General features: G+C 73.2%; 18 protein-coding genes. 9 read left to right on the forward strand and 9 right to left on the reverse strand.

Annotated elements, in window-relative coordinates; all coding sequences use genetic code 11:
* Window positions 1-25 precede the first annotated feature (25 nt).
* The 7 genes from AW272_RS12020 to AW272_RS12050 are packed head-to-tail and all read right to left on the reverse strand — an operon-like array spanning window position 26 to window position 7,451.
* Entirely contained in the window at window positions 26-739 is a 714-nt protein-coding gene (locus AW272_RS12020; protein ID WP_066363816.1) for a DUF427 domain-containing protein, read from the reverse strand.
* Window positions 739-1,734 (reverse strand): 2-oxoglutarate and iron-dependent oxygenase domain-containing protein, encoded by a 996-nt coding sequence (locus AW272_RS12025; RefSeq protein WP_169807534.1) that lies wholly within the window; start codon window positions 1,732-1,734, stop codon window positions 739-741. Before AW272_RS12025 ends, AW272_RS12020 begins: the two co-directional genes overlap by 1 nt.
* Complete coding sequence (locus AW272_RS12030) at window positions 1,731-2,519, reverse strand: alpha/beta fold hydrolase (protein WP_066363818.1); 789 nt, start codon at window positions 2,517-2,519, stop codon at window positions 1,731-1,733. Before AW272_RS12030 ends, AW272_RS12025 begins: the two co-directional genes overlap by 4 nt.
* Complete coding sequence (locus AW272_RS12035) at window positions 2,509-4,014, reverse strand: dipeptide ABC transporter ATP-binding protein (protein WP_066363821.1); 1,506 nt, start codon at window positions 4,012-4,014, stop codon at window positions 2,509-2,511. Before AW272_RS12035 ends, AW272_RS12030 begins: the two co-directional genes overlap by 11 nt.
* Complete coding sequence (locus AW272_RS12040) at window positions 4,011-4,847, reverse strand: ABC transporter permease (protein ID WP_083958231.1); 837 nt, start codon at window positions 4,845-4,847, stop codon at window positions 4,011-4,013. The genes AW272_RS12035 and AW272_RS12040 overlap by 4 nt, the downstream gene beginning before the upstream one ends.
* Window positions 4,844-5,800, reverse strand: a complete 957-nt coding sequence (locus tag AW272_RS12045) for an ABC transporter permease (protein WP_066363822.1) — start codon at window positions 5,798-5,800, stop codon at window positions 4,844-4,846. The genes AW272_RS12040 and AW272_RS12045 overlap by 4 nt, the downstream gene beginning before the upstream one ends.
* Before the next feature lie 58 nt (window positions 5,801-5,858).
* Entirely contained in the window at window positions 5,859-7,451 is a 1,593-nt protein-coding gene (locus tag AW272_RS12050; protein ID WP_066363824.1) for an ABC transporter substrate-binding protein, read from the reverse strand.
* A 134-nt stretch (window positions 7,452-7,585) separates the two neighbouring features.
* Here AW272_RS12050 and AW272_RS12055 point away from each other — a divergent pair, with 134 nt between their 5' ends.
* On the forward strand, window positions 7,586-8,350 hold the full coding sequence (locus AW272_RS12055) for an AfsR/SARP family transcriptional regulator (protein ID WP_218010865.1): 765 nt from the start codon (window positions 7,586-7,588) through the stop codon (window positions 8,348-8,350).
* Entirely contained in the window at window positions 8,347-9,096 is a 750-nt protein-coding gene (locus AW272_RS12060; protein ID WP_066363826.1) for a thioesterase II family protein, read from the forward strand. Before AW272_RS12055 ends, AW272_RS12060 begins: the two co-directional genes overlap by 4 nt.
* A gap of 37 nt (window positions 9,097-9,133) precedes the next feature.
* Here the strand turns inward: AW272_RS12060 and AW272_RS41960 are convergent, their stop codons facing one another.
* On the reverse strand, window positions 9,134-11,794 hold the full coding sequence (locus tag AW272_RS41960) for an ATP-binding protein (RefSeq protein WP_169807535.1): 2,661 nt from the start codon (window positions 11,792-11,794) through the stop codon (window positions 9,134-9,136).
* 309 nt (window positions 11,795-12,103) lie between these two features.
* Between AW272_RS41960 and AW272_RS41965 the strand changes: the two genes are divergently transcribed.
* Genes AW272_RS41965 through AW272_RS12100 form a run of 7 tightly spaced genes read left to right on the forward strand, consistent with a single transcriptional unit; the run spans window position 12,104 to window position 19,929 of the window.
* Entirely contained in the window at window positions 12,104-14,632 is a 2,529-nt protein-coding gene (locus AW272_RS41965; protein ID WP_066363829.1) for an RHS repeat domain-containing protein, read from the forward strand.
* 16 nt (window positions 14,633-14,648) lie between these two features.
* Window positions 14,649-15,053, forward strand: coding sequence for an allene oxide cyclase barrel-like domain-containing protein (locus AW272_RS12075; protein WP_066363831.1), 405 nt, complete (start codon window positions 14,649-14,651; stop codon window positions 15,051-15,053).
* Window positions 15,053-16,075 carry a 3-oxoacyl-ACP synthase III family protein gene (locus tag AW272_RS12080; RefSeq protein WP_066363833.1) on the forward strand — a complete coding sequence of 341 codons (1,023 nt, stop codon included), beginning with the start codon at window positions 15,053-15,055 and terminating at the stop codon, window positions 16,073-16,075. The genes AW272_RS12075 and AW272_RS12080 overlap by 1 nt, the downstream gene beginning before the upstream one ends.
* A complete protein-coding gene (locus tag AW272_RS12085) occupies window positions 16,072-17,925 on the forward strand; it encodes an HAD-IIIC family phosphatase (RefSeq protein WP_157518497.1) in 1,854 nt (617 codons plus the stop codon). Before AW272_RS12080 ends, AW272_RS12085 begins: the two co-directional genes overlap by 4 nt.
* The gene (locus AW272_RS12090; RefSeq protein WP_066363836.1) at window positions 17,922-18,149 is read left to right on the forward strand and encodes an acyl carrier protein; all 228 of its coding nucleotides are present in this window, start codon (window positions 17,922-17,924) and stop codon (window positions 18,147-18,149) included. Before AW272_RS12085 ends, AW272_RS12090 begins: the two co-directional genes overlap by 4 nt.
* Window positions 18,146-18,889, forward strand: coding sequence for a 2-oxo acid dehydrogenase subunit E2 (locus tag AW272_RS12095; RefSeq protein WP_066363838.1), 744 nt, complete (start codon window positions 18,146-18,148; stop codon window positions 18,887-18,889). The genes AW272_RS12090 and AW272_RS12095 overlap by 4 nt, the downstream gene beginning before the upstream one ends.
* Entirely contained in the window at window positions 18,886-19,929 is a 1,044-nt protein-coding gene (locus tag AW272_RS12100) for an alpha/beta fold hydrolase (protein ID WP_066363839.1), read from the forward strand. Before AW272_RS12095 ends, AW272_RS12100 begins: the two co-directional genes overlap by 4 nt.
* Here the strand turns inward: AW272_RS12100 and AW272_RS12105 are convergent.
* On the reverse strand, window positions 19,924-20,577 hold the full coding sequence (locus AW272_RS12105) for a TetR/AcrR family transcriptional regulator (protein ID WP_066363840.1): 654 nt from the start codon (window positions 20,575-20,577) through the stop codon (window positions 19,924-19,926). The genes AW272_RS12100 and AW272_RS12105 overlap by 6 nt on opposite strands.
* Between the last annotated feature and the right edge of the window lie 29 nt (window positions 20,578-20,606).

Here is a 20,606-nt window from a genome sequence, read left to right on the forward strand (position 1 = left end):
CTGTCGCCTTTTTCGCGTGTACCGTCTAGCGCTTGCTGAACACCGTTTCCGGCCGGTCCTCCTTCACGCCGTCCACGATGATGTCGACGAACTCGTTGTAGAACGCCACGTGGTCCTTGATCCCCGCCGCCGCCGGAATCGGGTCGTGGTAGGCCCACGCCACGTCGGCAGGCACGCCCTCGACGGGTTCGCGCAGCGACCAGTAGGACGCCTCACCCTTGTACGGGCACCGCGTGCCACTGTCGGTCGGCTCCAGCAGTGCGAAGTCAACGTCGCCGGGTGGCACGTAGTAGCGGGTGGGCAGGCCCGTCTCGTACAGGAGAACGGGGTTTCGGGTGTCGGCGACCACACGGCCGCCGATCTCCACGCGGACGTGGCGTGAGCTGGGGATGGGGTCGACCCGCTTGTACGGGTCGCGAGGGTGCACGAAGATCTCCTCCTCTTCCTCGTACCAGTGGTCGAGGACCGTCCCCTCGTAGCGGAACCAGGCGATCGACACGTGATCGGGCAGTTCCGGATAGGTGGACACCACGCCCGCCGAGGTCTCCCCTTCGACGGTCAGATCGGACGCGCCGGTCAGCCCGGAAACATCCGAGATCGGGAAGGCGTAAGCGGGAACGGGATGGTCGGGGCCCCAGACGAGCACGGGGGCCTTGCTGTCGACGACCGTGGTGCCGCCCCTGACGCCGCGGACCCAGCGGCGGCTCGGCTCCCAGTTGAAGGTCCCGTCGTAGGGCATCAGGCGTCCGCCAGTTCGGCCACGTAGGGGCGGCCCTCGCGCCAGGCGGCGATCTGGTCGGGGCGGCCGAAGACCTGGAGGTAGTCCTCGACCGAGTTCTTCGCCCGGTCCCACAGCAGCGACGGCTCGTAGTCGGTGCCGTCGTCGCCGACGAACGGGGGCAGCGGCTCGATGACCGTGTCGAGAGACGGGTGCCAGAACACGCCGGTCGAGCGCCGCGTCACCGTGCCCCCGGCGACGACGCGGTGGCGGCCGGCACGCAGGTGGTCGTTGGTCCACTTGGCCAGGATGTGGCCGGAGAAGACCTGGAGCGCGCCGGGCACGATCGGGATCGGGATCCAGCTGCCGTCGGGGGCCTGGCCCTGGAGGCCGGCGTAGTCGCCGCGCTGGTGCAGGACCGTCAGGGCCGAGCCGTCGGCGTGCTCCAGGAGGAGCAGTTTGTCGTCGTCCTCCTGGTCGACCGGCCAGGTGGGGTAGTCGTTGACGACGAAGCTCGTGTAGTAGGGGCGGCCCGTCAGAGGGAAGGTCTCCACCGGCACGCCGAGGACCTTGGCGTACAGGGCCAGGACCTTCTCCGCGACGCCGACCGAGGCGTCGTGGTAGGCGCGGGCGACCTCGCGCAGGCCCTCGGGCCATACGATGGGGTGCTTGTAGAGCTGGGCGTACTCCTCCGGGAGGCCCGCGGCGACGGCCTCCTCCACCGAGTCGAACTGGCCGATGTTGAAGCGCTCCAGCTCCAGGCGGCCGAGGTCGTCGGGCCACTGGCGCCAGCCTCGGTAGGGGTGGCCGGTGGGGCTGGCCAGCTTCGCCTTCTCCGCGCGCGGCTGTTCGAGGACCGCGCCGACGCGGTCGTGGAAGTCGTCGATCAGTTCCGGCGCGACGCCGTGGTTGACCACCTGGATGATGCCGATGCGCGTGGCGGCTTCGCGGACGGAGTCGAGCAGGTCCTGCGGGGCTTCGTCGCTCAGGGCGAGCGATAAGTCGACGACGGTCACTGGGTTCCTCCGAGGGTCGTGTGCAGATCGGTGGTCACGTGGGCGCCGGGCACGCGGGAGGTGAATCTCTCGACGGCGGCGTCGTCGAGGTGGGGGCCGCGGACCAGGACGACGGGGGCCTGCACGGTCGCCAGCGGCGCCCACAGCGTGTCGTCGTCGAGGTCGGGCTGGACGGGGAGCTGGTGCCGCCACACCCAGTGGCCGTCGGCCTCGCGGAGCAGTTCGGTGCGCACGTCGTCGTCGGTGCCGGGCCGGTGTTCCTCCAGCCAGGCGCGGGCCTCGTCGGGTGAGGAGTGGGTCTTGTACGGCGGCAGCGCGCCGAGCGTCCCTGGCAGCGTGTCGATGAGGACCAGCCGTCCGATCAGCTCGGGATGGCGGATGGACAGGGCGATGGCGGTCAGCGCGCCGAGTCCTGCCCCGGCGACGGTCTTGCGGCCGGGGGCGAAAGAGCGGATCGCCTCGGCGACCGGGCCGGCCAGACGGCGGGGGACGTAGTTGTTGTTGCCGCGCCGGTCGGAGCGGCCGTGGCCCGGCAGGTCGACGGCGAGCGCGGGGCGGCCCAGAGACAGCAGCAGGCGGTCCCACTGCCGGGCGCTGCGGCCGGCCTCGTGCAGCAGCACCAGGTCATGTGACGGCTTTCCCCAGGTCAGGCCGCTCACGTGACCGCCCTCGACGATGCTCACCCAGCGCCGCTGGATGTGGCGCGGCCCCGGGGGCCGGATGCCGAGCTGCGCCGCGATTCCGGCGAGCGAGGTGAACTCCCGCTCGGCTACTTCAGTGGACATGACGCCTCCGTTGAGAGGGCTCGTGACCGGCCGCCCGCAGGAGACCGATCGTGTACGGGTGGCGGGGCTCGCACAGGATCTGGTCGGCGGGCCCTTCTTCGACGATCCGGCCGCCGCTCATGACCGCGACGCGGTCGGCGAGCTGGGAGACCACGGCCAGGTCGTGGGAGATGAACAGGTAGGAGACCCCGGTGAGGGCCTGCCGGTCGGCGAGCGTGCGCAGCACCCCGGCCTGCACGCTGACGTCCAGCGCCGAGACCGGCTCGTCGCAGACGATCAGGTCGGGCCGCCCGGCGAACGCGCGGGCGATGGCGACGCGCTGCTTCTGCCCGCCCGACAGCCGATGGGGGCGCCGGTCGAGCAGGTGGGGTTCCAGCGCGGCGAGCGTGGCCAGCTCCTCCACTCCCTCGAAGCCGCCGAGGGCGCGGGCCAGGATCGTGCGCACGGTGTGGGACGGGTTGAGGGAGGCGTCGGGGTCCTGGAACACCATGGAGATACGCCGCCGGGTGGAGGGGTCGCGGCGGCCGACCCGCGTGGGCAGTTCGGCGCCGTCGAGGGTGATGACTCCGCCGCCCCGGTGGCCGAGGCCCGCGACGGCGCGGGCGAGGGTGGTCTTGCCGCTGCCCGACTCCCCCACCAGGCCGACGATCTCGCCCCGGCCGATGGTGAGCGAGACGTCGTCCAAAACCCTGGTTTTCCCGTACGACCTGGTCAGGCCCCTGACCTCCAGCAGTGGCGGGACCTCGCGCCCGCGCTTCTGGGTGATCCGGGGCGCGCTGTCGATCAGGAGTCTCGTGTACGGGTGCCGCGGCAGCGAGAGCACCCGGGCGGCCGGGCCCTCCTCGACGAGGCGGCCCTCGTGGAGGACGCCGACGTCGTCGCAGAGGCGGCCGACCAGGGCCAGGTCGTGGCTGATCAGCACGACGGCCGCGCCGATCTCGGCGCGCAGTTCCCAGATGAGGTCGAGGATCTCGCGTTCGACGGTGGCGTCCAGGCCGCTGGTGGGTTCGTCCAGGATGAGCAGTTTCGGGCGGCCGGCCAGCGCGGCGGCGATGACGACGCGCTGCTGCTGGCCGCCGGAGAGCTGGTGCGGGTAGCGGCGGGCCGCCTCGCCCGGCAGCCGGACCTTGTCCAGCAGTTCGGTCACGTCGCCGCGCGGGCGGCCCTGGATGCGCAGGGCCTCGGCGAGTTGCGCGCCGACCCGCATCGTCGGGTCGAGCGCCGCGCCCGCCTCCTGGTGGACGACCGCCAGCGACGCCGCCCGCCAGGCGCGCAGGTCCTTGGGTGACAGGGCGAGCACGTCGGTCCCGTCGACGTCGATCCGGCCGGCGGTGACGTCTCCGCCGAAGCGGCCGAGGGCCCGGCCCAGCGTGGTCTTGCCGCTGCCCGACTCCCCCACCAGCCCGTAGGTGCGGCCCGCCGCGACCGTGAACGACACGTCGTGGACGACGTCCACGCCCTGGTAGGCGACCGACAGGCCCTCCACGGCGATCATCGCTGCTCCCGCCGGCCGCGCAGGGCGTCGGCGGTCAGCGCGATGCCGATCACCAGGGAGGCGATGGCCAGGGCGGGGGCGAGCACCGTCCAGGGGGCGTTGGTCAGCCAGAGCCGGTTGTCCGACACCGACGCGCCCCAGTCGGGCGAACCGGGCGGCTGGCCGAGGCCGAGGAACGACAGGGTGGCCGCCGCGAAGATCGCGTCGCCGAACCGGGAGGTGGCCTCCACCAGGACGGTCGGGCCGATGTTGGGCAGGATCTCCCGGATCGTCGAGCCGCCCCTGAGCCGGGCCGCCTCGACGTAGGCCTTCTCGCGTTCGACCAGGGTCGCCGCCCGCACGCTCCGGGCCACGATCGGGGTGAACGCGCCCGCGATGACCAGCACCATCACCGTCACCGACCGGCCCGCCAGCGCCACGAACAGCACGGTCGCGATGACCGCGGGGAAGATCGCGACGGCGTCGAGGACACGCATGACGATCTCGTCGACGATCCCGCCCAGCGTCCCGGCGGCCAGCCCGACGGCCGTGCCGAGCAGCACGCCCAGCACGGTCGCGAACGGCGCCACCTGGAGCACCGGCCGCGCGCCGGCCAGCATCCGCGAGAAGACGTCCCGCCCGAACTGGTCGGTGCCCAGCAGGTGGGCCCCGCCCGGCGCGAGGAACCGGGAGAGCGGATCCTGCGCCTCGGGGTCGAAGGGCGCGAGCCCCGGCCAGAAGATCGCGACGACGGTCCAAGCCGCGATGAGCGCCACGCCGACGCCCAGCGCGACCCGGAACCGTCCGCGGGTCCGGGTGACTGCCCGGACGACGGTCGCGCCCGCCGCACTCACGACGCCACCGCCCCGAGCCGGACCCTGGGGTCGAGCAGCCGGTAGGCCACGTCGGCGCCCAGCACGATCACCATGTACAGCACCCCGAGCACCAGCGCCGCCGCCTGGAGCACCGGCAGGTCCTTGTCCACGGCCGACTGGAGCAGCAGCGCCCCGATGCCGGGATAGGCGAACAGCAGCTCCACCGACACCAGCCCGCCGAGCAGGAACTGGAGCTGCACGCCCAGCGCGCTCGCCGCCGGCACCGTGGAGTTGCGCAGCACGTGCCGCCGCACCACCTGGCCGCGTGTGAGCCCGCGCAGCTCGGCGGCCCGCGCGTAGGCGCTCTCCACCGAGGCGACGGCGCCGGCCCGCACGTGCCGGGCGACGTAACCGGTGCACAGCAGCACCAGCGACAGCGCGGGAAGCGCCAGATGCCACAGGACGGTCAGCGGCCCCGCCCCCTCGGGGGCCTGCGCGCCGGAGGGGAACCAGCGCAGGTTCACCGCGAACACCACCAGCAGGATCACCCCGGTGACGAACTCGGGCACCGCGCCGAAGGCCAGCCCGCCGACGCTGATCACCCGGTCGGCGGCCCGGTCGTGCCGCACTCCGGCCCAGAGCCCCAGGCTCACCGCGACCGGCGCGAGCACCGCGAACGCGACCCCGGCCAGCAGCAGCGAGTGCCCGAGACGGCCGACCACCAGGTCGTGGACGGGGACCCCGAGCGTGTACGACTGTCCCCAGTCGCCGGTGAGGAAGCCGCCCAGCCAGTCGGCGTACCGCTGGAACCACGGCCGGTCGAGGCCGAGCTGGTCCCGCAGCGCCTCGACCGACGCCTGGCTCGCCTCACGCCCGAGGATGGTGCGCGCCACGTCGCCGGGCACCAGCTCGGTGGCGGCGAACACCAGCAGCGACACCCCGAGCAGCGTGAGCGGCACGGTGGCGGCCCGGCGCAGCAGGAAGCCCCTCATCGGACCGTGACCTCACCGAAGTCGGCAGAGCCGGCCGCGCGGCGCGGCAGGTAGCCCCTCACAGGACCGTGACCTCGCTGAAGTCGACGTAACTGGACGGGTGGGCCTGGATTCCCGCGACCTTCTTGCCGTTGTAGGCGCGCACGGTCCCCGACCACACCGAGATGATCACCGGGACGTCCTCGTGCAGCGCCTCGGCGATGATCGCCGCCTGGGTCCTGCGCTCCTCGTCGGTGGTGGCCGCGTCGTAGGCGCGGGCCGCCGCGTCGAGGGCCGGGTTGGCGTATTTGGAGCCGTTCCAGATCCCGTCGCTGATGACCATCGGGACGATGAACTGGCTGGGCACCGCGCGGCCCGCCCAGCCGACCAGGTTGGCGGAGGTGAACAGCCACGGGGTGTCCTTCTCCTGGTCGCCGCCGTAGAAGTCGGCCGAGGTGCGCTGGTCGAGCCTCACCTCGATGCCCGCCTGCTTGAGCTGGGCCTGGAGGGTGAGGGCGAGGTCCTTGCCGGGCGGGTCGAAGGTCAGGTCGAAGCTGAGCGGCTGGCCGCCGAGCAGTTCGGTGACCTTGGCCGGGTCCTTGGCCCGCTGGGGGATGTCGGCAGGCGCGGCCGGGAAGAGCGCGGCGAACAGGTGGTCGTTGCCGAGCGCGCCGACGCCGTCGTAGATGGTGGTGTTCACGCCGGGCCGGTCCAGTGCGTACGCGACGGCCTGGCGGTTCTCCTTGCGGTCGAACGGCGCCTGGTCGGTGCGGAGCGTCAAGGCGGTCAGGCCGGTGCCGGGAACCTGGTCCACCACGATGTCGCCGGTTCCCTTCAGCGGCCCGACGAGCTGCGGGCGGCTGAGGATCTGGGCGTCGATCTCGCCACTTTGCAGGGCGAGCAGGTCGGCCTGGTCGTCGGCGTAGAACCTGATCTCCACGCCGTCGAGGAAGGGTCGGCCCTCCTGCCAGTACTTCGGGTTGCGGGCGAAGGAGGCGCCGGTCGACACGTCGTACTTGGTCAGCGTGAAGGGTCCGGTGCCGATGATGCCGCCGCCGCTCGCGTAGTCCTTCTTGAGGATCAGCGCGTTGTAGTTGCCGGCCGAGACGAGGTAGGGGAAGTCGGAGAAGGTCCGCTCCAGTGTGAACGTCACGGTGCCCGCGTCGGGGGCGGCGACGCCGCCCTCCTTGAGCACGCCGTCGAACGCCGACAGGGCGGCCGACTTGGAGTCGGGGTCGAGCAGGCGGTCGAACGACGCCTTGACGGTGTCGGCGTCGAGCGGGGTGCCGTCGGAGAACGTGACGCCCTGGCGGATGGTGAACGTCCAGGTCCTGCCGCCGTCGGTGGTCTCCCACTTCTCGGCCAGGCGCGGCACGAGGGTGAAGTCCTTGTCGAGCCAGATGAGGTAGTCGGCCACCAGTTGCACGATGGCGATGGCGGTGCCGTCGTACATGGTGACGGGGTCGACCTCGGTGGGCGGCGGGGGCGACCCGGCCTTGAGCAGGCCGCCGCGCTTGGGCGCCTGCGCCGGCTGGGCCGCGGGCTGGGTCTGGGTGGTCGTGGTCCCGGTACCGCAGGCGGTGAGGAGGGCGGTCAGGGCCGCGCTTCCGATGAAGACGCGTCGGGACAGGCCGGGAAGGCGGTTGAGTACGGCGGTACCGGGGGCGCTCATATTTACTACTATTCAAGTAGGTATTTGGGGTTGTCAACCCCGGGTCGATCTTCCCTACAAAAAATGTAGGAAATTAGGGTATCTACGTAGTTTCGCTGATGTGCGGGGCGACCCGGCCGCACAGTGTGGAGCGCATGCCGATGCGTTACGAACTGCTGGGGCCGCTCCGCGTCTCCGACGGCCGGGGGTACCACTTCCTCAGCGCCCCGAAGATGGAGACGACCCTGGCCATCCTGCTCGTCAGGGCGGAACGGGTCACGACCAAAGACCAGCTCGTCACCGAGTTGTGGGGCGAGTCGCCGCCGCCCCGCGCCTCCGCCGCGCTCCACGTCTACATCTCCCAGTTGCGCAAGTTCCTCGGTTCCGGCGAGGCGATCGTCACCCGGCCCTCCGGATACGTGCTGCGGCTGCGGGACGCCGAATACGACGTCGACGACTTCCAGCGCGCCGTCGCGCACGGCAGGCTCCTGCTGCAGACCGGGCGGTACGAAGAGGCGCTGGCCCAGTTCGAGGAGGCGCTGCGGCTGGTGCGCGGGCCGGTGCTCGACCAGGCGCCCGAAGGCCCCGTGCTGGCGGCGTTCGCCGCGTGGGCCGAGGAGGAGCGGCTCGACTGCCTGGAACTGTCGATCGAGGCGCGGACCGCGCTCGGACGCCACCGCGAGGTGATCGGCCCGCTGAACGGGCTGGTCACGCAGTATCCGCTCCGGGAGTCGTTCTACCGCCACCTCATGCTGGCGCTCTACCGCTCCGAGCGGCGAGCCGACGCGCTGGGGGTCTACCGCACGGCCCAGCGGGTGCTGCAGGCCGAACTCGGCGTGCGGCCCTGCCAGGCGCTGCGCCGACTGCACCACGCGATCCTGACCTCGGACGCCCCGATCGACCTGGCCACGGCCAGTTGACCACCACGGATACCTGGCTGCGCCGCTATCACGTCGGCCCCGCCGCGACGGCCGAGCTGGTCTGCTTCCCCCACGCCGGGGGCGCGGCGGCCTACTGGTTCCCGCTGTCCGCGCTGCTGGCCCCCGGCGTCGAGGTGCTGGCGGTGCAGTATCCGGGGCGGCAGGACCGCCACCGCGAGCCGCCGGTGACCGATCTGCACGAGCTGGCCGACCGGCTGGCCGAGGCGCTCGGCGAACCGGTGGCGCGGCCACGTGTGTTCCTCGGGCACAGCATGGGAGCGTCGCTCGCCTACGAGGTGGCCGTACGGCTGGAGGGCCGCACCGGCGCGGCCCCGGCCGGGCTGATCCTGTCAGGCCGCCGGGCGCCCTCGCGGCGGCGGCCCTCTCCCGAGCCGTCCGGCGACGCCGCGCTCCTGGCGCGGGTGCGGGCGCTGGGCGGCACCGACGCCGACCGCCTCACCGACCCCGACGTGCTGGAGCTGGTGCTGCCCGCGCTGCGCGGGGACCACCGGGCCCTGGCGGGCTACCGGGACACGCCGGGCGCGCCGATCTCCTGCCCGGTGACGGCCTTCGCCGGCGAGCTGGACGAGGAGGCGCCGGTCGAGGACGTCGCGGCCTGGCGGCACCACACGACCGGGCCGTTCGACCTGCGGGTGTTCCCCGGCGGGCACTTCTTCATCGCCGACGACCCGCCGGGCACGGCCCGCCTCATCGCGGACCTGATCCGGGCGGTTCCGCGACGCTGAGCAGGCGCACCTGCGCCGCCCGGAAGCCGGCCCCGAGCTATCGCGGACCTGGTCCAGGTGGATCCGCGACGCTCAGCAAACGCACCAGCGCGGCCCGGGAGCTGACGCCGAGCTTGGCGTAGATGCGGTTCAGGTGGACGTCCACCGTGCGGGGGCTGATGCGCAGGCGTTCGGCGATGTCCTTGGTCTTCAGCCCCTCACCGGCCAGGTCGGCGACCTCCCTTTCCCGTGAGGTCAGGCCCGGTTGCGGGCCGGGAACCGCGTTCTGGACGGCCACGCGGGCGAGATCCCGGGCCCGCGCCGCCCCCGGGGTGCCCTCGCCCAGGACGGCCAGCGCGTCCTCGTAGCAGCGGGCGGCCCGGTCCCATCGGCGGGCGTGCGCGAACACGTGCCCCTTCGCGAGCATGGCGTGCCCGCCGGCCTCCGGCAGGCCGACGGCGACCGCGGCGTCGGCGGCGGCCTCGGCCCAGCGCTGGACGCGGGCGTGCGGCCCGTCGTCGGCGCGCAGGCTCGCGGCGGCCAGCAGCTCGTAGCACCAGGCCGCGTAGACGGGGACCGGCTCCGGCACCTGCTCGGGCACCGGGTCGCCCGGTTCGTACGGGAGCAGCAGCGCGACCGCGCGCCCCGGCTCGCCGCCCGCCAGCGCGGCCTCGGCGAACAGCAGGGCGTTGATCGGGGTCCTGGACGCGGCCCGGTCGGCGTCGTGGGCGCTCGGCAGGGTGGGGCGGCCGAGCCTGGCCCAGGAGGCGGCGATCAGCGCGTCGGCCAGGCCGACGTGGTCGTCGCGGCCGATCCGGTGCGCGACGGACCGCCCCTCCAGCGCGGCGGTGTGCGCGTCGGCGGGCAGGCCCATGTGGAACAGGATGTAGCTCAGGGTGCCCAGCAGCGGGGCCATCAGGTGCGCCTCGCCCCGTTCGCGGGCGCCGGACAGCGCGCGTTCGGCGTGGGCGCGGCCCTGGTCGTACCACCCGAGGAGGGCCTCGGCCCAGGCCAGGACGAGCAGGTGAGCGGCCTCCCGGGATCCGGCCGGGGCCTCCTGCCCGTCGAGGAGGCGGGCGGCGGCGCGGAGCGGCTCGGTGGCACCGCAGATGTCGCCGCCGATGACCATGCACATGCCGAGCAGGGCCAGCCGGCCCGCCCCGGTGACGCGGTCCTCGTGCGCGGCGTCCCTGGCCAGCGCCTCGACGTCGGCGCGGGCCGGGGTCTCGCCGGCCAGTACCTTGGCGAGCTGGGCCTGCACGTGCAGCAGCGCGCGGGCGGCCGGGTCGGCGTCGCCTCGTGCGGTCAGCCCGGTCAGTTCGGCCAGGACGAGCGCCTGCGCCTCGCCTCCGTCGCCGAGCGCGGCGGTCACCGACGAGAGGAACGCGACGGAGCGGGCGCCGGTCCGGCCGCCGAGGATCTCCCTGGCCAGGCCGCGCACACCGGCGGCGTCCGCGTCGGCCGCAAGCGCGCGGACGACCGGCCGCCACAGCTCGGGGCCCGGTTCGGTGCCGTGGGCGCGGTGCACCCGCAGCGCCGAGCTGGTCCAGTGGGCGGCCTCGGCCGGGCGGCCGTGGCGCAGCGCGTCGTGGACGGCGGCCATCAGGAGCCCGGCGTCGGAGGAGCCGGTCCCGGCGCTCGACCGTTCGGCGTGCCGGGCCACCTCGGCGGGCGGCGCGCCGGTGGCCGACAGGTGCCGGACGGCCCTGCCGTGCGCCGCCGACCGCCAGCAGGGGTCGATGGCTCCGTACAGGGCCCGCCGGACGAGCGGGTGGCGGAAGGTGAGCCTGCCGGGGCTCCCGGGGACGGGCCTGACCAGGTCGCGGCGCCGGAGTTCGGCCAGGACCCGGCAGGCGGCGTCGCGGTCGGCCACGGTGGCCGCCGCGGCCACGGCGGCCACGCCGGCGGCGTCGAAGAGGTCGCCGAGCACGGCCGCGGCGTCGAGCACCAGCCGTGCCTCCGCCGGCAGCGGTTCGGTCTCGGCCAGCAGCCGGGCGCCGACGCTGCCGCGCGCCCACGGGCCGCCGTCATCCGGGTTGGTGGCGAGCGCCGTCAGGTAGAGCGGGTTGCCCATCGAATGGTCGTGCAGGTCCTGGAAGGCGGAGGGTTCGACGAGGATGCCGTCGAGCAGCCGGGCGGACTGCCCGGGGCTCAGCGGGCCGAGCTCGACCGAGGCGACGCCGCCGAGGTCGAGCACCGAGCGCAGCCGCACCGGCGACTGGCGGGGACGGTGCGCGACGACGGTGGCCAGCGGGCCGTCGACGGGACGGCGGATGAGCATCTCCAGCAGCGCGATGGAGAGCGGGTCGGCCCAGTGGAAGTCGTCGAGGAGCAGCACCACGTCGCCGGACACGGTCGCCAGGCAGTCGGCCAGGCCCCGGCGCACCGTGACGAAGAGCTGGTGGCGGGCGGCGAACGAGGCGGTCTCCCCTTCCCCTGCCACCCCGAGCACGTCGATGAGCGCCGCGGCGGCGGGCACGATGCGGCCTCCCGGCCCGCGCCAGGTGGCCAGGGCGTGCAGGAACGGATGGAAGGGCTGTTCGGCGCCCGCCTCCGAGCAGCGGCCCGACAGCACCGTGACGCCGTCGCGGCGCGCCTCCCGGGTGAGACCGGCGAGCAGCCAGGACTTACCGGCTCCGGGGTCGCCGGTCAGTTCGGTGATCAGGCCGTGGCGATCGGGCGCGGCCCGGACAAGATGGGTCAGGCGGTCGAACTCCACGTGTCTGATCTCATGAGCACGAGCGGTGACCGTCATCTTCGCGAAAGCCCCCCAGGGTTTCCCAAAAAAACCTACTGGAATAGGGGTAAAGCATACCCACTCATCGCGGTCTCCCTGATTTGGGCGCAAACGGAATGCCCCTCGATCACCGCCCGGAAATGCCGCGTCGCGACTCCGGTGCCCTCTGACCGGGCACGACACATCCCCGCAAAATACCGCGAACCGGATTTTGGGGGCGTTAAGCCCAGCTTTAGAAGCGCGGCCAAAGATGAGCTCGCCGAACCGGCCGATAGGAAGGGTGAGCCGCCTGTGTCCACGCTCCGGGACGTCCACGCCCGCCATTCGGTACGGCGCATCCCCCTCGGCGACGCCGCCGAGGTGCTCGTCGATCTGCGCGACGGCACGCCGGTCGTGCGCTGGCTGGACCTGGTCGTGGCCGGGACCCGCGCCCACCTGCGGCTGGTCAGGGAGTATCGGGGCGGCGTCCGCGAGGAGGCCGGGCTCGGGCCCGGCTGGCGGCTGCGTCCCGCGCCGGTGCGGGGCCCGGCGGGCGAACCCGTCATCGTGGACGACCAGGGCCGCACCGTCACCCTGCACCGCGACACCGGCGGCCTGATCACGAAGATCGTCGACCCGCTGGGCGCGCAGGCCGCCACGTTCCTGTATGACCTGGCCGGTCGCCCGGTCCGGCACACCGACGCCGCCGGCGGCATCACCGTGTTCCGCTGGGACGACGACGACCGCCTGACCGCCCTGGAGGACCCCGCCGGCGGGGTGCTGGCCTTCACCTACGAGGGGCGGGCGGTGACCGCGATCCACTGGGGGACGGGCCGCCTCACCTTCGCCTACTCCCCCGGCCGGACGACCGTGACCGACGCCGCAGGGCGCGTGAGCGTCCACGACTTCGACGAGAAGGGCCGATTGGTCGCCCTCGGCGACGGACGGCGCTGGGCCTGGGACCTCCTCGAAGAGGAGACCGACGCCCTCGGCGGCGTCTTCGGCCGCGCCTACGACGAGGGCAGGCTGACCGTGCTCCGGCTGCCGACCGGTGAGGAGAGCGGCGCGACATACAGCCCGCTTACCGGCCCGGACAATGGCACCGCGCAACGCACCGTGCTGCGGGACCCGGCGGGCCGTGAGCTCATCCTCGAACGCGACGGCGACGGCCGCCTGGTCCGCGCCCTGGTGCCCGGCCGGGCCGAGCCGCTGGACATCCGCACCTACCATCCCATCCACGGCCGCCCGCTGACGGTCACCGACGGCAACGGCCACACCACCTCCTTCGGCTACGACGCGGCCGGGAACCTGACCACGGTCACCCCGCCCGCGCCGCTGGGCCCGATCCGGTACGCCTACGACGGCCTGTCCCGGATCGTCGGCGTGACCGACGGCGACGGCCGCCGGGTGGGCTACCGGCACGACCCCTCAGGACGCCTGACCGAGGTCGTCGACGAGGCGACCGGCACCGTCCTGGCCTCGTTCTCCCACGACGGCCTCGGCCGGGTCACCCGCCGTTCGGGCCCCGGCTGGTCGTACGCCCACACCTGGACCGCGACCGGCGCGGGCCCCCGGATCAGCCGGGCCGTCCGCACCACCGACGGCGAACCGGCCGAGGAGCTGCGTTACGACCACGCCCCCGACGGCGAACTGCTCGCGGTCACCACTCCCGGCGGCACCACCCGGTACACCTACGACGACCGGGGCCGCCCGGCCACGGTCACCACCCCGGGCGGGCACGTCGCCCGCCTCACCCATGACGCCGCCGGGCGGCTGATCCGGGTGGATCTGGGAGTGGCCGTACAGGAGATCGAATTCGACGCGTCGGGCCGACGCACCGCGCTGACCGTGCGCGGCCCGGACGGCGAACCCCGGCTGGCCTCCCGCTACACCCACGACGGCGGCCTGCTGCGCAGCGCCGAGATCGACGGCCGGACCGTCGGCTACGCCTACGACGAGCTCGGCCGCCTGGTCAGGGCGGGTGAGACGGACTACGCCTACGACCGCGCCAACAACCTGGTCCGGCTGGGCCAGGTGGCCTTCACGCTGAACGCGGCCGGGCAGGTGACCCGCTTCGGCGACACCGGGTTCACCTACGACGGCGCGGGCGACTTCGTCGAGGAGGTCAACCCGACCGGCTCGTTCGCCTACAGCCCCACCCACCAGACCCTCACCGGCGTGTTCGGCGGCGTCCAGGTCGTGGACGTCTCCTACGACGGCCTCGACCAGCGCGCCCCCCGCCGGATCACCGAGACCACCCTCGACGGCCGGACCGTCACCCACGTGCTGACCTGGTCAGAGCTCGGGCTGCTCCGCGTCGTGGACGACGGATCGCCCACCGACCTGGTCCGCTCCCCCGGCGGCCTGCCGCTCGCCCTGGTGACCGCCGGGGGAGACCACCACTGGATCGTGACCGACCACCAGGGCTCGGTGCTGGCCCTGATCGGCGCCGACGGCGAGATCACGGCCCGCTACCGCTACACCCCGCACGGCGCGGTGACCGCCGAGGGCCCGGCCGCGGCCGCGAACCCGCTGCGCTTCCTGGGCGCCTACCAGCTCCTGCGCAGCGCGCACGTCCTGGACGACCACCTCTACAACGGCTACTGGGGCCGCTTCACCCAGCCCGACCCGTCCCGCCGCGCGTACGCGCCCTACACCTTCCGCGACAACGACCCGGTCAACACCGGGACGTGGACCCGGCACGACTTCTGGGCCGTGCTGTCGGGTCACCCGGTGGAGCGGTTCTTCCCGGCGCCGCCGGGACCGTCCCTGCCGGAGAACGCGGGCGACCGTCTCCCCCTGATCGCGGGCGAGCCCCCGGCCCGTTTCCCGCTCCACTGAACCGAGAGGACCTCTCATGTCCGACCAGATCGTGATCCGCTCCCCCAAGGAGATCGTGGTGAAGGTGGTCGACGACGTCACCGTCGCCGACCCGCAGATCGGACAGGTCGGCACCTTCGACGACGAGATCTACGACGAGGACGGCAACCTGCTGGGCACCTCGCACGGCTCGTTCAAGATCGAGTATGTGCGCCCCGGCGACGGGGGCCTGATGACCTACTACACGGAGGACATCACCCTGACCGACGGCACCATCCACGCCGAGGGCTGGGCCGACTTCAACGACGTGCGCACCAGCGAGTGGGTCTATTACCCGGCCACCGGCACCGGCGGCAGATACGAGGGCCTCACCGGATTCCGCACCTGGCGCATGACCGGCGTGCGGGCCTCGGCAGAGGCGCGCATCCTGCTCGCCGGCTGATGCACATCCTCTCGGCCGCCTCGGCGCTGCCAGGACCGCCCGTCGACAACGCGGCGCTGGCCCGCCGCTTCGGCATGGACGCGCTGTGGGAGCAGTGGGTGGAGGTGTTCATCGGCACCGCCGCCCGCCATCTCGCGCTGGACCTGGAGTCGGGCAAGGTCACCACGACCCTCACCGACCTGGCCGCCGACGCCGGGGCCAGGGCCCTGGCGGCGGCGGGGGTGACGGCGGGCGAGGTGGACGCCGTGGTCCTGGCGACCGCCACCCCCGACCGGCTGATGCCGGCGACCGTGAACATGGTGGCCGACCGGCTCGGCATCGACCAGGTGCGCACCTTCCAGCTCCAGTCGGGCTGCTCGGGCGCCGTCCAGGCGCTCGACCTGGCCCGGCAGCTGCTGCTGGCCGGGGAGACCCGCACGGTGCTGGTGCTCGGCGGCGACGTGATCGCGCGCTTCTACGACGTGACCCGCGACCTGACCAGGGCGGCCCCGGCCGAACTGGTCAACTATGTGCTGTTCGGCGACGCGGCGGGCGCGGCCGTGGTGTCGGCCGACCCCGGTCCCGGATCGGCGCAGGTGAGGGCGCTGTTCACCCGCCTGGTCGGCCTGGGCCGGGAGCCCGGTGCGGTGCTGGAGTGGTTCGGCCCGGCCGACCGCGACGACGACCGCCCGGCCGCGACCGAGGACTACAAGGCGATCGAGCGGTATGTGCCCGAGATGACCGAGGACGTGCTGCGCGAGCTGCTGAACACCGCCGGCTGGACCGACCGCGACGTCGATCTGGTCCTGCCGCCGCAGCTCTCCGGCCGGATGACCCGGCTGATCACCGACCGGCTGGCGCTGCCGTCGGCCAGGGAGGTCTCGGTCGTCGACCACGCGGGCAACTGCGGCAACGCCATCGTCTTCCTGCAGCTGGAGCGGGCGCTGGCCGGGATCTCCCCCGGCGAGCGCGCGATCGGCGTGTCGATCGAGTCGAGCAAGTGGATCAAGGCCGGGTTCGCGCTGGAAGGGGGCGTGCCGTGACCGGCCTCCCATCGGCCGCGGAGTGGCCGTCGGTGCGGGGATCGCTGGCGGAGCTGCCCGACGACGAGCTCCCGCGCGCCGGTCGGTTCCTGGCCCGGCTCGACCCCGCTGAAGTGCTCGCCGCCCATCCGGCCACGCCCTTCGTCTCTCTGTACGTCACCGGCCACGGCACCCTGGCCGCGCTGCGCCCGGCGCTGTCGGTGGAACTGGCCAGGCACGGCCTGCTGGCCGGGATCACGCTCGCCGACTTCGACGCCTGGGTCCGCGACCTGGCCGACCCCGACAGCGACCTCTACACGACGCTCGCCAAGGCCGAGGGACCGGCGTTCGCGCTGGCCGTGCTCGACCCCGAGATCGTCGCCGCCGAACTGCCCGCGCCCTGGCGGGCCGACGACGCGATCCGGGTGCTCGACGCGAAGGTCGCGCTGCTGGAGAAACTCACCGAGACCTTCGCCGCGACCGCGCGCGGGGCCACGCTGGTGCTCAACACCCTCCCTATGCCCCGCGAACTGACCGCGCAGCTCCTCGACCGGCGCGAACGGGCCGCTTTCGGCGCGGCCTGGCGGGAGGCCAACGCGCGGCTGCTCCGGTTCGACCGCCCCGAGGTGGCCGTCGTCGACCTCGACCCGCTGCTCGCCGAAGGGGTCCGCGCCCGCGACCCCCGGCAGAGCGTCTACGCCAAGGCCCACCTGACCGACGACCTGCTCGCCGGTTACGCCAGGGAGGTCGCCCACCTGGCCCGGCAGGCCACCGGACCGGCCAAGAAGGTGCTCGTGCTCGACCTGGACGAGACCGTCTGGGGCGGCGTGCTCGGCGAGGCCGGGCCGGAGGGCATCGAGGTAGCCGAGGGCTACCGGGGCGAGGCGTTCACCCGGTTCCAGCGGGTGGTCCGGCAGCTCGGCTCCCAAGGGGTGCTGCTGGCGGCGGTCAGCAAGAACGATCCGGAGCCGGTGGCCGGGGTGCTGCGCGACCATCCCGGGATGACGCTGCGGGAGGGCGACTTCGTCCAGGTGCGGGCCAACTGGCGGCCCAAGCACGACAACCTCGCCGAACTGGCGGCCGACCTCAACCTGGGCGCCGACAGCTTCGTGTTCGCCGACGACAGCTCCTTCGAGCGCGGCCTGGTGCGCCGCGAACTGCCCGGCGTCGCCGTGGTCGACCTCACCGGCGAACCGGCGCTGCACGTCGCGGCGCTGCTGCGGGACGGCTGGTTCGACGTGCCGCGGCTCACCTCCGAAGACCTGGCCCGGCCGTCCCGCTACCGCGAGGAGGGCGACCGGCGGAGCTTCCTGGAGAGTTTCGACTCCCTCGATGGCTACCTGGCCGAACTCGGCATCGAGGTGACGCTCGCGCCCGCCGCGCCCGCCCAGTTCGACCGGGTCTCCCAGATCACCCTGCGCACCAACCAGTTCAACCTGACCGCCCACAGGCTGTCCCCGGCCGAGGTGCGCGACCTCGCCGGGGACTCAGGGGCCCAGGTGCTCACCATCGCCTCGGCCGACAGATTCGGCGAGCACGGGCTGGTCGGCGCGGTGCTGCTGAGCCGGGACGGCGGAGTCCTGCGGGTGGACAACTTCCTGCTGAGCTGCCGGGTGTTCGGGCGCGGCATCGAACACGCCGTGCTGGGCGCGGTGCTGGCGGACGCCCGCGGCGCGGCCGTCCGCGAGGTGCGGGCCTCCTACCGGCGTACCGCCAAGAACGGCAAGGTGGCCGGCTTCTATCCGGGGGCGGGGTTCGCCACCGTCCACGCCGACGAGGCGGGGGCCGAGTTCCGGCACGACCTGACCCGACCGCCGGAACCGGTGCCGCACATCCGCCTCAGCGCCGAATTCGGAGGACAGGAATCATGATCACCGTCGAGGAGTACGTCGCGCTGCTGCGCGACCAGCTGGCCCTCCCGGTCACCGAGGAGGACCTCGGCCGGTCGCTGGACACGGTCGACGCGTGGGACTCGGTGCACCTGCTCACGCTGTGCACGCTGCTGGAGCGCGAGACGGGGCGGCCGCTGCCGTTCGCCCGGGTGCTGGAGGCCCCCAGCCTGGCCGCGGTCTACGAACTGGCCACCACGTCATGACCGCCGTCGAGGTGACCGAGCCGTATCGGGAGCGCCGCCACACGCTGTTCTTCCTGGAGGTGATCAGGGACTTCTCCCCCGTCTTCCTCGACACCGAGGTCGACATGACCGCCGTGCTGGCGCACCGCGCCGTCCACCGCCACGCGATCACCGCCTACGTCCTGCACGCCGCCGGACGGGTGCTGGCCAAGCACCCGGAGGCGAACGCGGCGATCCAGGGACGGCTCCGCCCGAAGGTGGCCCGCTATCCGTTCGTCAGCGGCAAGGTGACCCTCGACCGCACGCTCGGCGGGCGGCGGGTGGTGCTCGGCACCGTCGTGCCGAACCTGCACGAGGCCTCCATCGCCGACATCGACGCCCACCTGTCGCGGGTGCGCCACGGCGACCCGGAGAAGCTCAAGGACTTCGAGGGGGTACGGCGGCTGCACCGCGCGCCGTGGGCGCTGGGCCGCAGGAAGTTCCGCAAGGCCGCCGGGTCGCTGACCCTGCGCCCCCACCTGACCGGCACCTTCGCGGTGACCTCGCTCGGGCACCGGGCCGTCGACTCTTTCCACTCGGTCGGCGGCACCACTACCACCTTCGGCGTGGGCCGGATCGTCGACCGGGTCGTGGTGCGGGACGGCGCGCCCGCCGTCGCCCCGGTGCTGCGGCTCAGCCTGTCGTTCGACCACCGGGTGATCGACGGCGCCGAGGCCGCCGACGTGCTGACCGAGGTGAAAGAAAGCCTGGAGAACCTGTGACCTACCTGGACGAACTGAAGAACTACGTGATCGCGCACGCCCGCTCGCAGGGCCTGCCGCCCGACCACTCCGCCGCCGTCCTCGGCCGCATCCACGACGACGACTCCTGGGTGCGCGCATGGAGCGCCGAGGGCGACCGGCTGGCCGGAGAAGACCGCCTGCTGGAGGCGAACGGGCACTACATCATGGCCCGCTTCCCCTACGCGGACGGCCCGGCGCGGCAGGAGGCCGCCGCGCGCAGCCGGGCCGTCTTCGACCGCTGGCGGGCGGGCTTCCCGGCGATCAGGCCGCTCGAGGGCCCGGCCCCCGGCTGGACCGTCGGCCTGGACGCCCCCGAGCCCCGGCCGCTGCTGGTGCTGACCGGCGGCATCATCTCCGTCAAGGAGCAGTGGGCGGCGGTACTGCCGCAGCTCGACGCGCTCGGCTTCGCCGGGATCGTCACCGAGATGCCCCGCGTCGGGGAGAACCCGGTGGCCTACGACGCCGACGCCTGGCGGTTCTTCCCCGCCCTGCTCGACGCGGTCGAGGGCCGCGCCGACACGTCCAGGACCTATCTGCTGGCGCTGAGCTTCAGCGGCCACCTCGCGCTGCGCGCCGCCCTGCACGACGACCGGATCAGGGGCGTCGTGGGCGCGGGCGCGCCCCTTCACCATTTCTTCACCGACGAGACCTGGCAGGCGAGGGTGCCGAGGGTCACCACCGAGACGCTGGCCCACCTCACCGGGGTCGACCCGGCCAAGGTCTACCCGCTGATCCACGACTGGGCGCTGCCCCCGGAGGAGCTGTCGGCGCTGCGGATCCCGGTCGCGCACGTGACGAGCCTGCGCGACGAGATCATCCCGCCCGCCGACGCCGCCCTGCTGCGCGAGCGGGTGAGGGGGGTGCGGGTGCTGGAGCACGACGACGTGCACGGCGCGCCGTCGTCGTTCGCGCAGACCCGGCTGTGGACGCTGCTGTCGGTGCTCCGCCTCCACGGCGGTTTCGCCCCGCAGCGGGTGGCCCTCACCAGGGAGTTCTCGAAGCTCCGGTACGCCTCATGAGCCGCCCTGTGATCCGAACGCGCGCAGGAAGGTGTCGACCCCCGCGACGGCGACCTTCTCGGCCTCTTTGGTGTCGAGCGGGCGGGAGCCGAACGTGCTCAGCGTCGGGAGCTCCTCGTAGACCAGGGCGATGAACTGGTTGGCCGCCCGGACGGGATCGTCGATGCGCAGGTGGCCGGCGTTGGCCAGCCGTGCCAGCCGCCCGGCCAGCGCCTCGATGAACTGGTCGGGGCCGCTGGCCCGCACCTGGTCGAACAGGTCGGGGAAGCGCACGGCCTCGGCGTAGAGCAGCCGCCGGACCGCCTGGGACTGCTCGTCGACGTAGCAGGCCACCAGCTTGCCCGCGACGTCTTCGAGGCCGGGCCGCAGCCGGTCGGCGTCACCGGGGAAGGACTCCAGCACCTCCATCGTCTTGCCGTTGGCCCGCGCCGCGGTCTCGGTCATGACGTGGCGGAACAGGTTCTCCTTGGAGCCGAGGTGGTTGTAGATGGTCGGCTTCGCCACCCCCGCCTCGGCGGCGATCATGTCGAGGCTCGCCTGGGCGTAGCCGACGCGGGCGAACACCAAGAGGGCCGCCTCCACGATGGCCCGGCGCTTGTCCAGCCGCCCTCGGTCAGAGGTCAGATTCTCGGTGTCGCCAAGGCTCATTTCTCCATGCTACCGTCCCAGGCAGGCAT

It is taken from the genome of Herbidospora mongoliensis (genome assembly GCF_001570545.1).
GTDB lineage: Bacteria > Actinomycetota > Actinomycetes > Streptosporangiales > Streptosporangiaceae > Herbidospora > Herbidospora mongoliensis.

Coding starts and splice junctions, on each gene's coding strand:
- AW272_RS12055 (WP_218010865.1), top strand. CDS start 7,586: ATGCCGATGCGTTACGAACTGCTGGGGCCGCTCCGCGTCTCCGACGGC.
- AW272_RS12035 (WP_066363821.1), bottom strand. CDS start 4,014: ATGATCGCCGTGGAGGGCCTGTCGGTCGCCTACCAGGGCGTGGACGTC.
- AW272_RS12075 (WP_066363831.1), top strand. CDS start 14,649: ATGTCCGACCAGATCGTGATCCGCTCCCCCAAGGAGATCGTGGTGAAG.
- AW272_RS12045 (WP_066363822.1), bottom strand. CDS start 5,800: ATGAGGGGCTTCCTGCTGCGCCGGGCCGCCACCGTGCCGCTCACGCTG.
- AW272_RS12090 (WP_066363836.1), top strand. CDS start 17,922: ATGATCACCGTCGAGGAGTACGTCGCGCTGCTGCGCGACCAGCTGGCC.
- AW272_RS12030 (WP_066363818.1), bottom strand. CDS start 2,519: ATGTCCACTGAAGTAGCCGAGCGGGAGTTCACCTCGCTCGCCGGAATC.
- AW272_RS12050 (WP_066363824.1), bottom strand. CDS start 7,451: ATGAGCGCCCCCGGTACCGCCGTACTCAACCGCCTTCCCGGCCTGTCC.
- AW272_RS12105 (WP_066363840.1), bottom strand. CDS start 20,577: ATGAGCCTTGGCGACACCGAGAATCTGACCTCTGACCGAGGGCGGCTG.
- AW272_RS12080 (WP_066363833.1), top strand. CDS start 15,053: ATGCACATCCTCTCGGCCGCCTCGGCGCTGCCAGGACCGCCCGTCGAC.
- AW272_RS12095 (WP_066363838.1), top strand. CDS start 18,146: ATGACCGCCGTCGAGGTGACCGAGCCGTATCGGGAGCGCCGCCACACG.
- AW272_RS12020 (WP_066363816.1), bottom strand. CDS start 739: ATGCCCTACGACGGGACCTTCAACTGGGAGCCGAGCCGCCGCTGGGTC.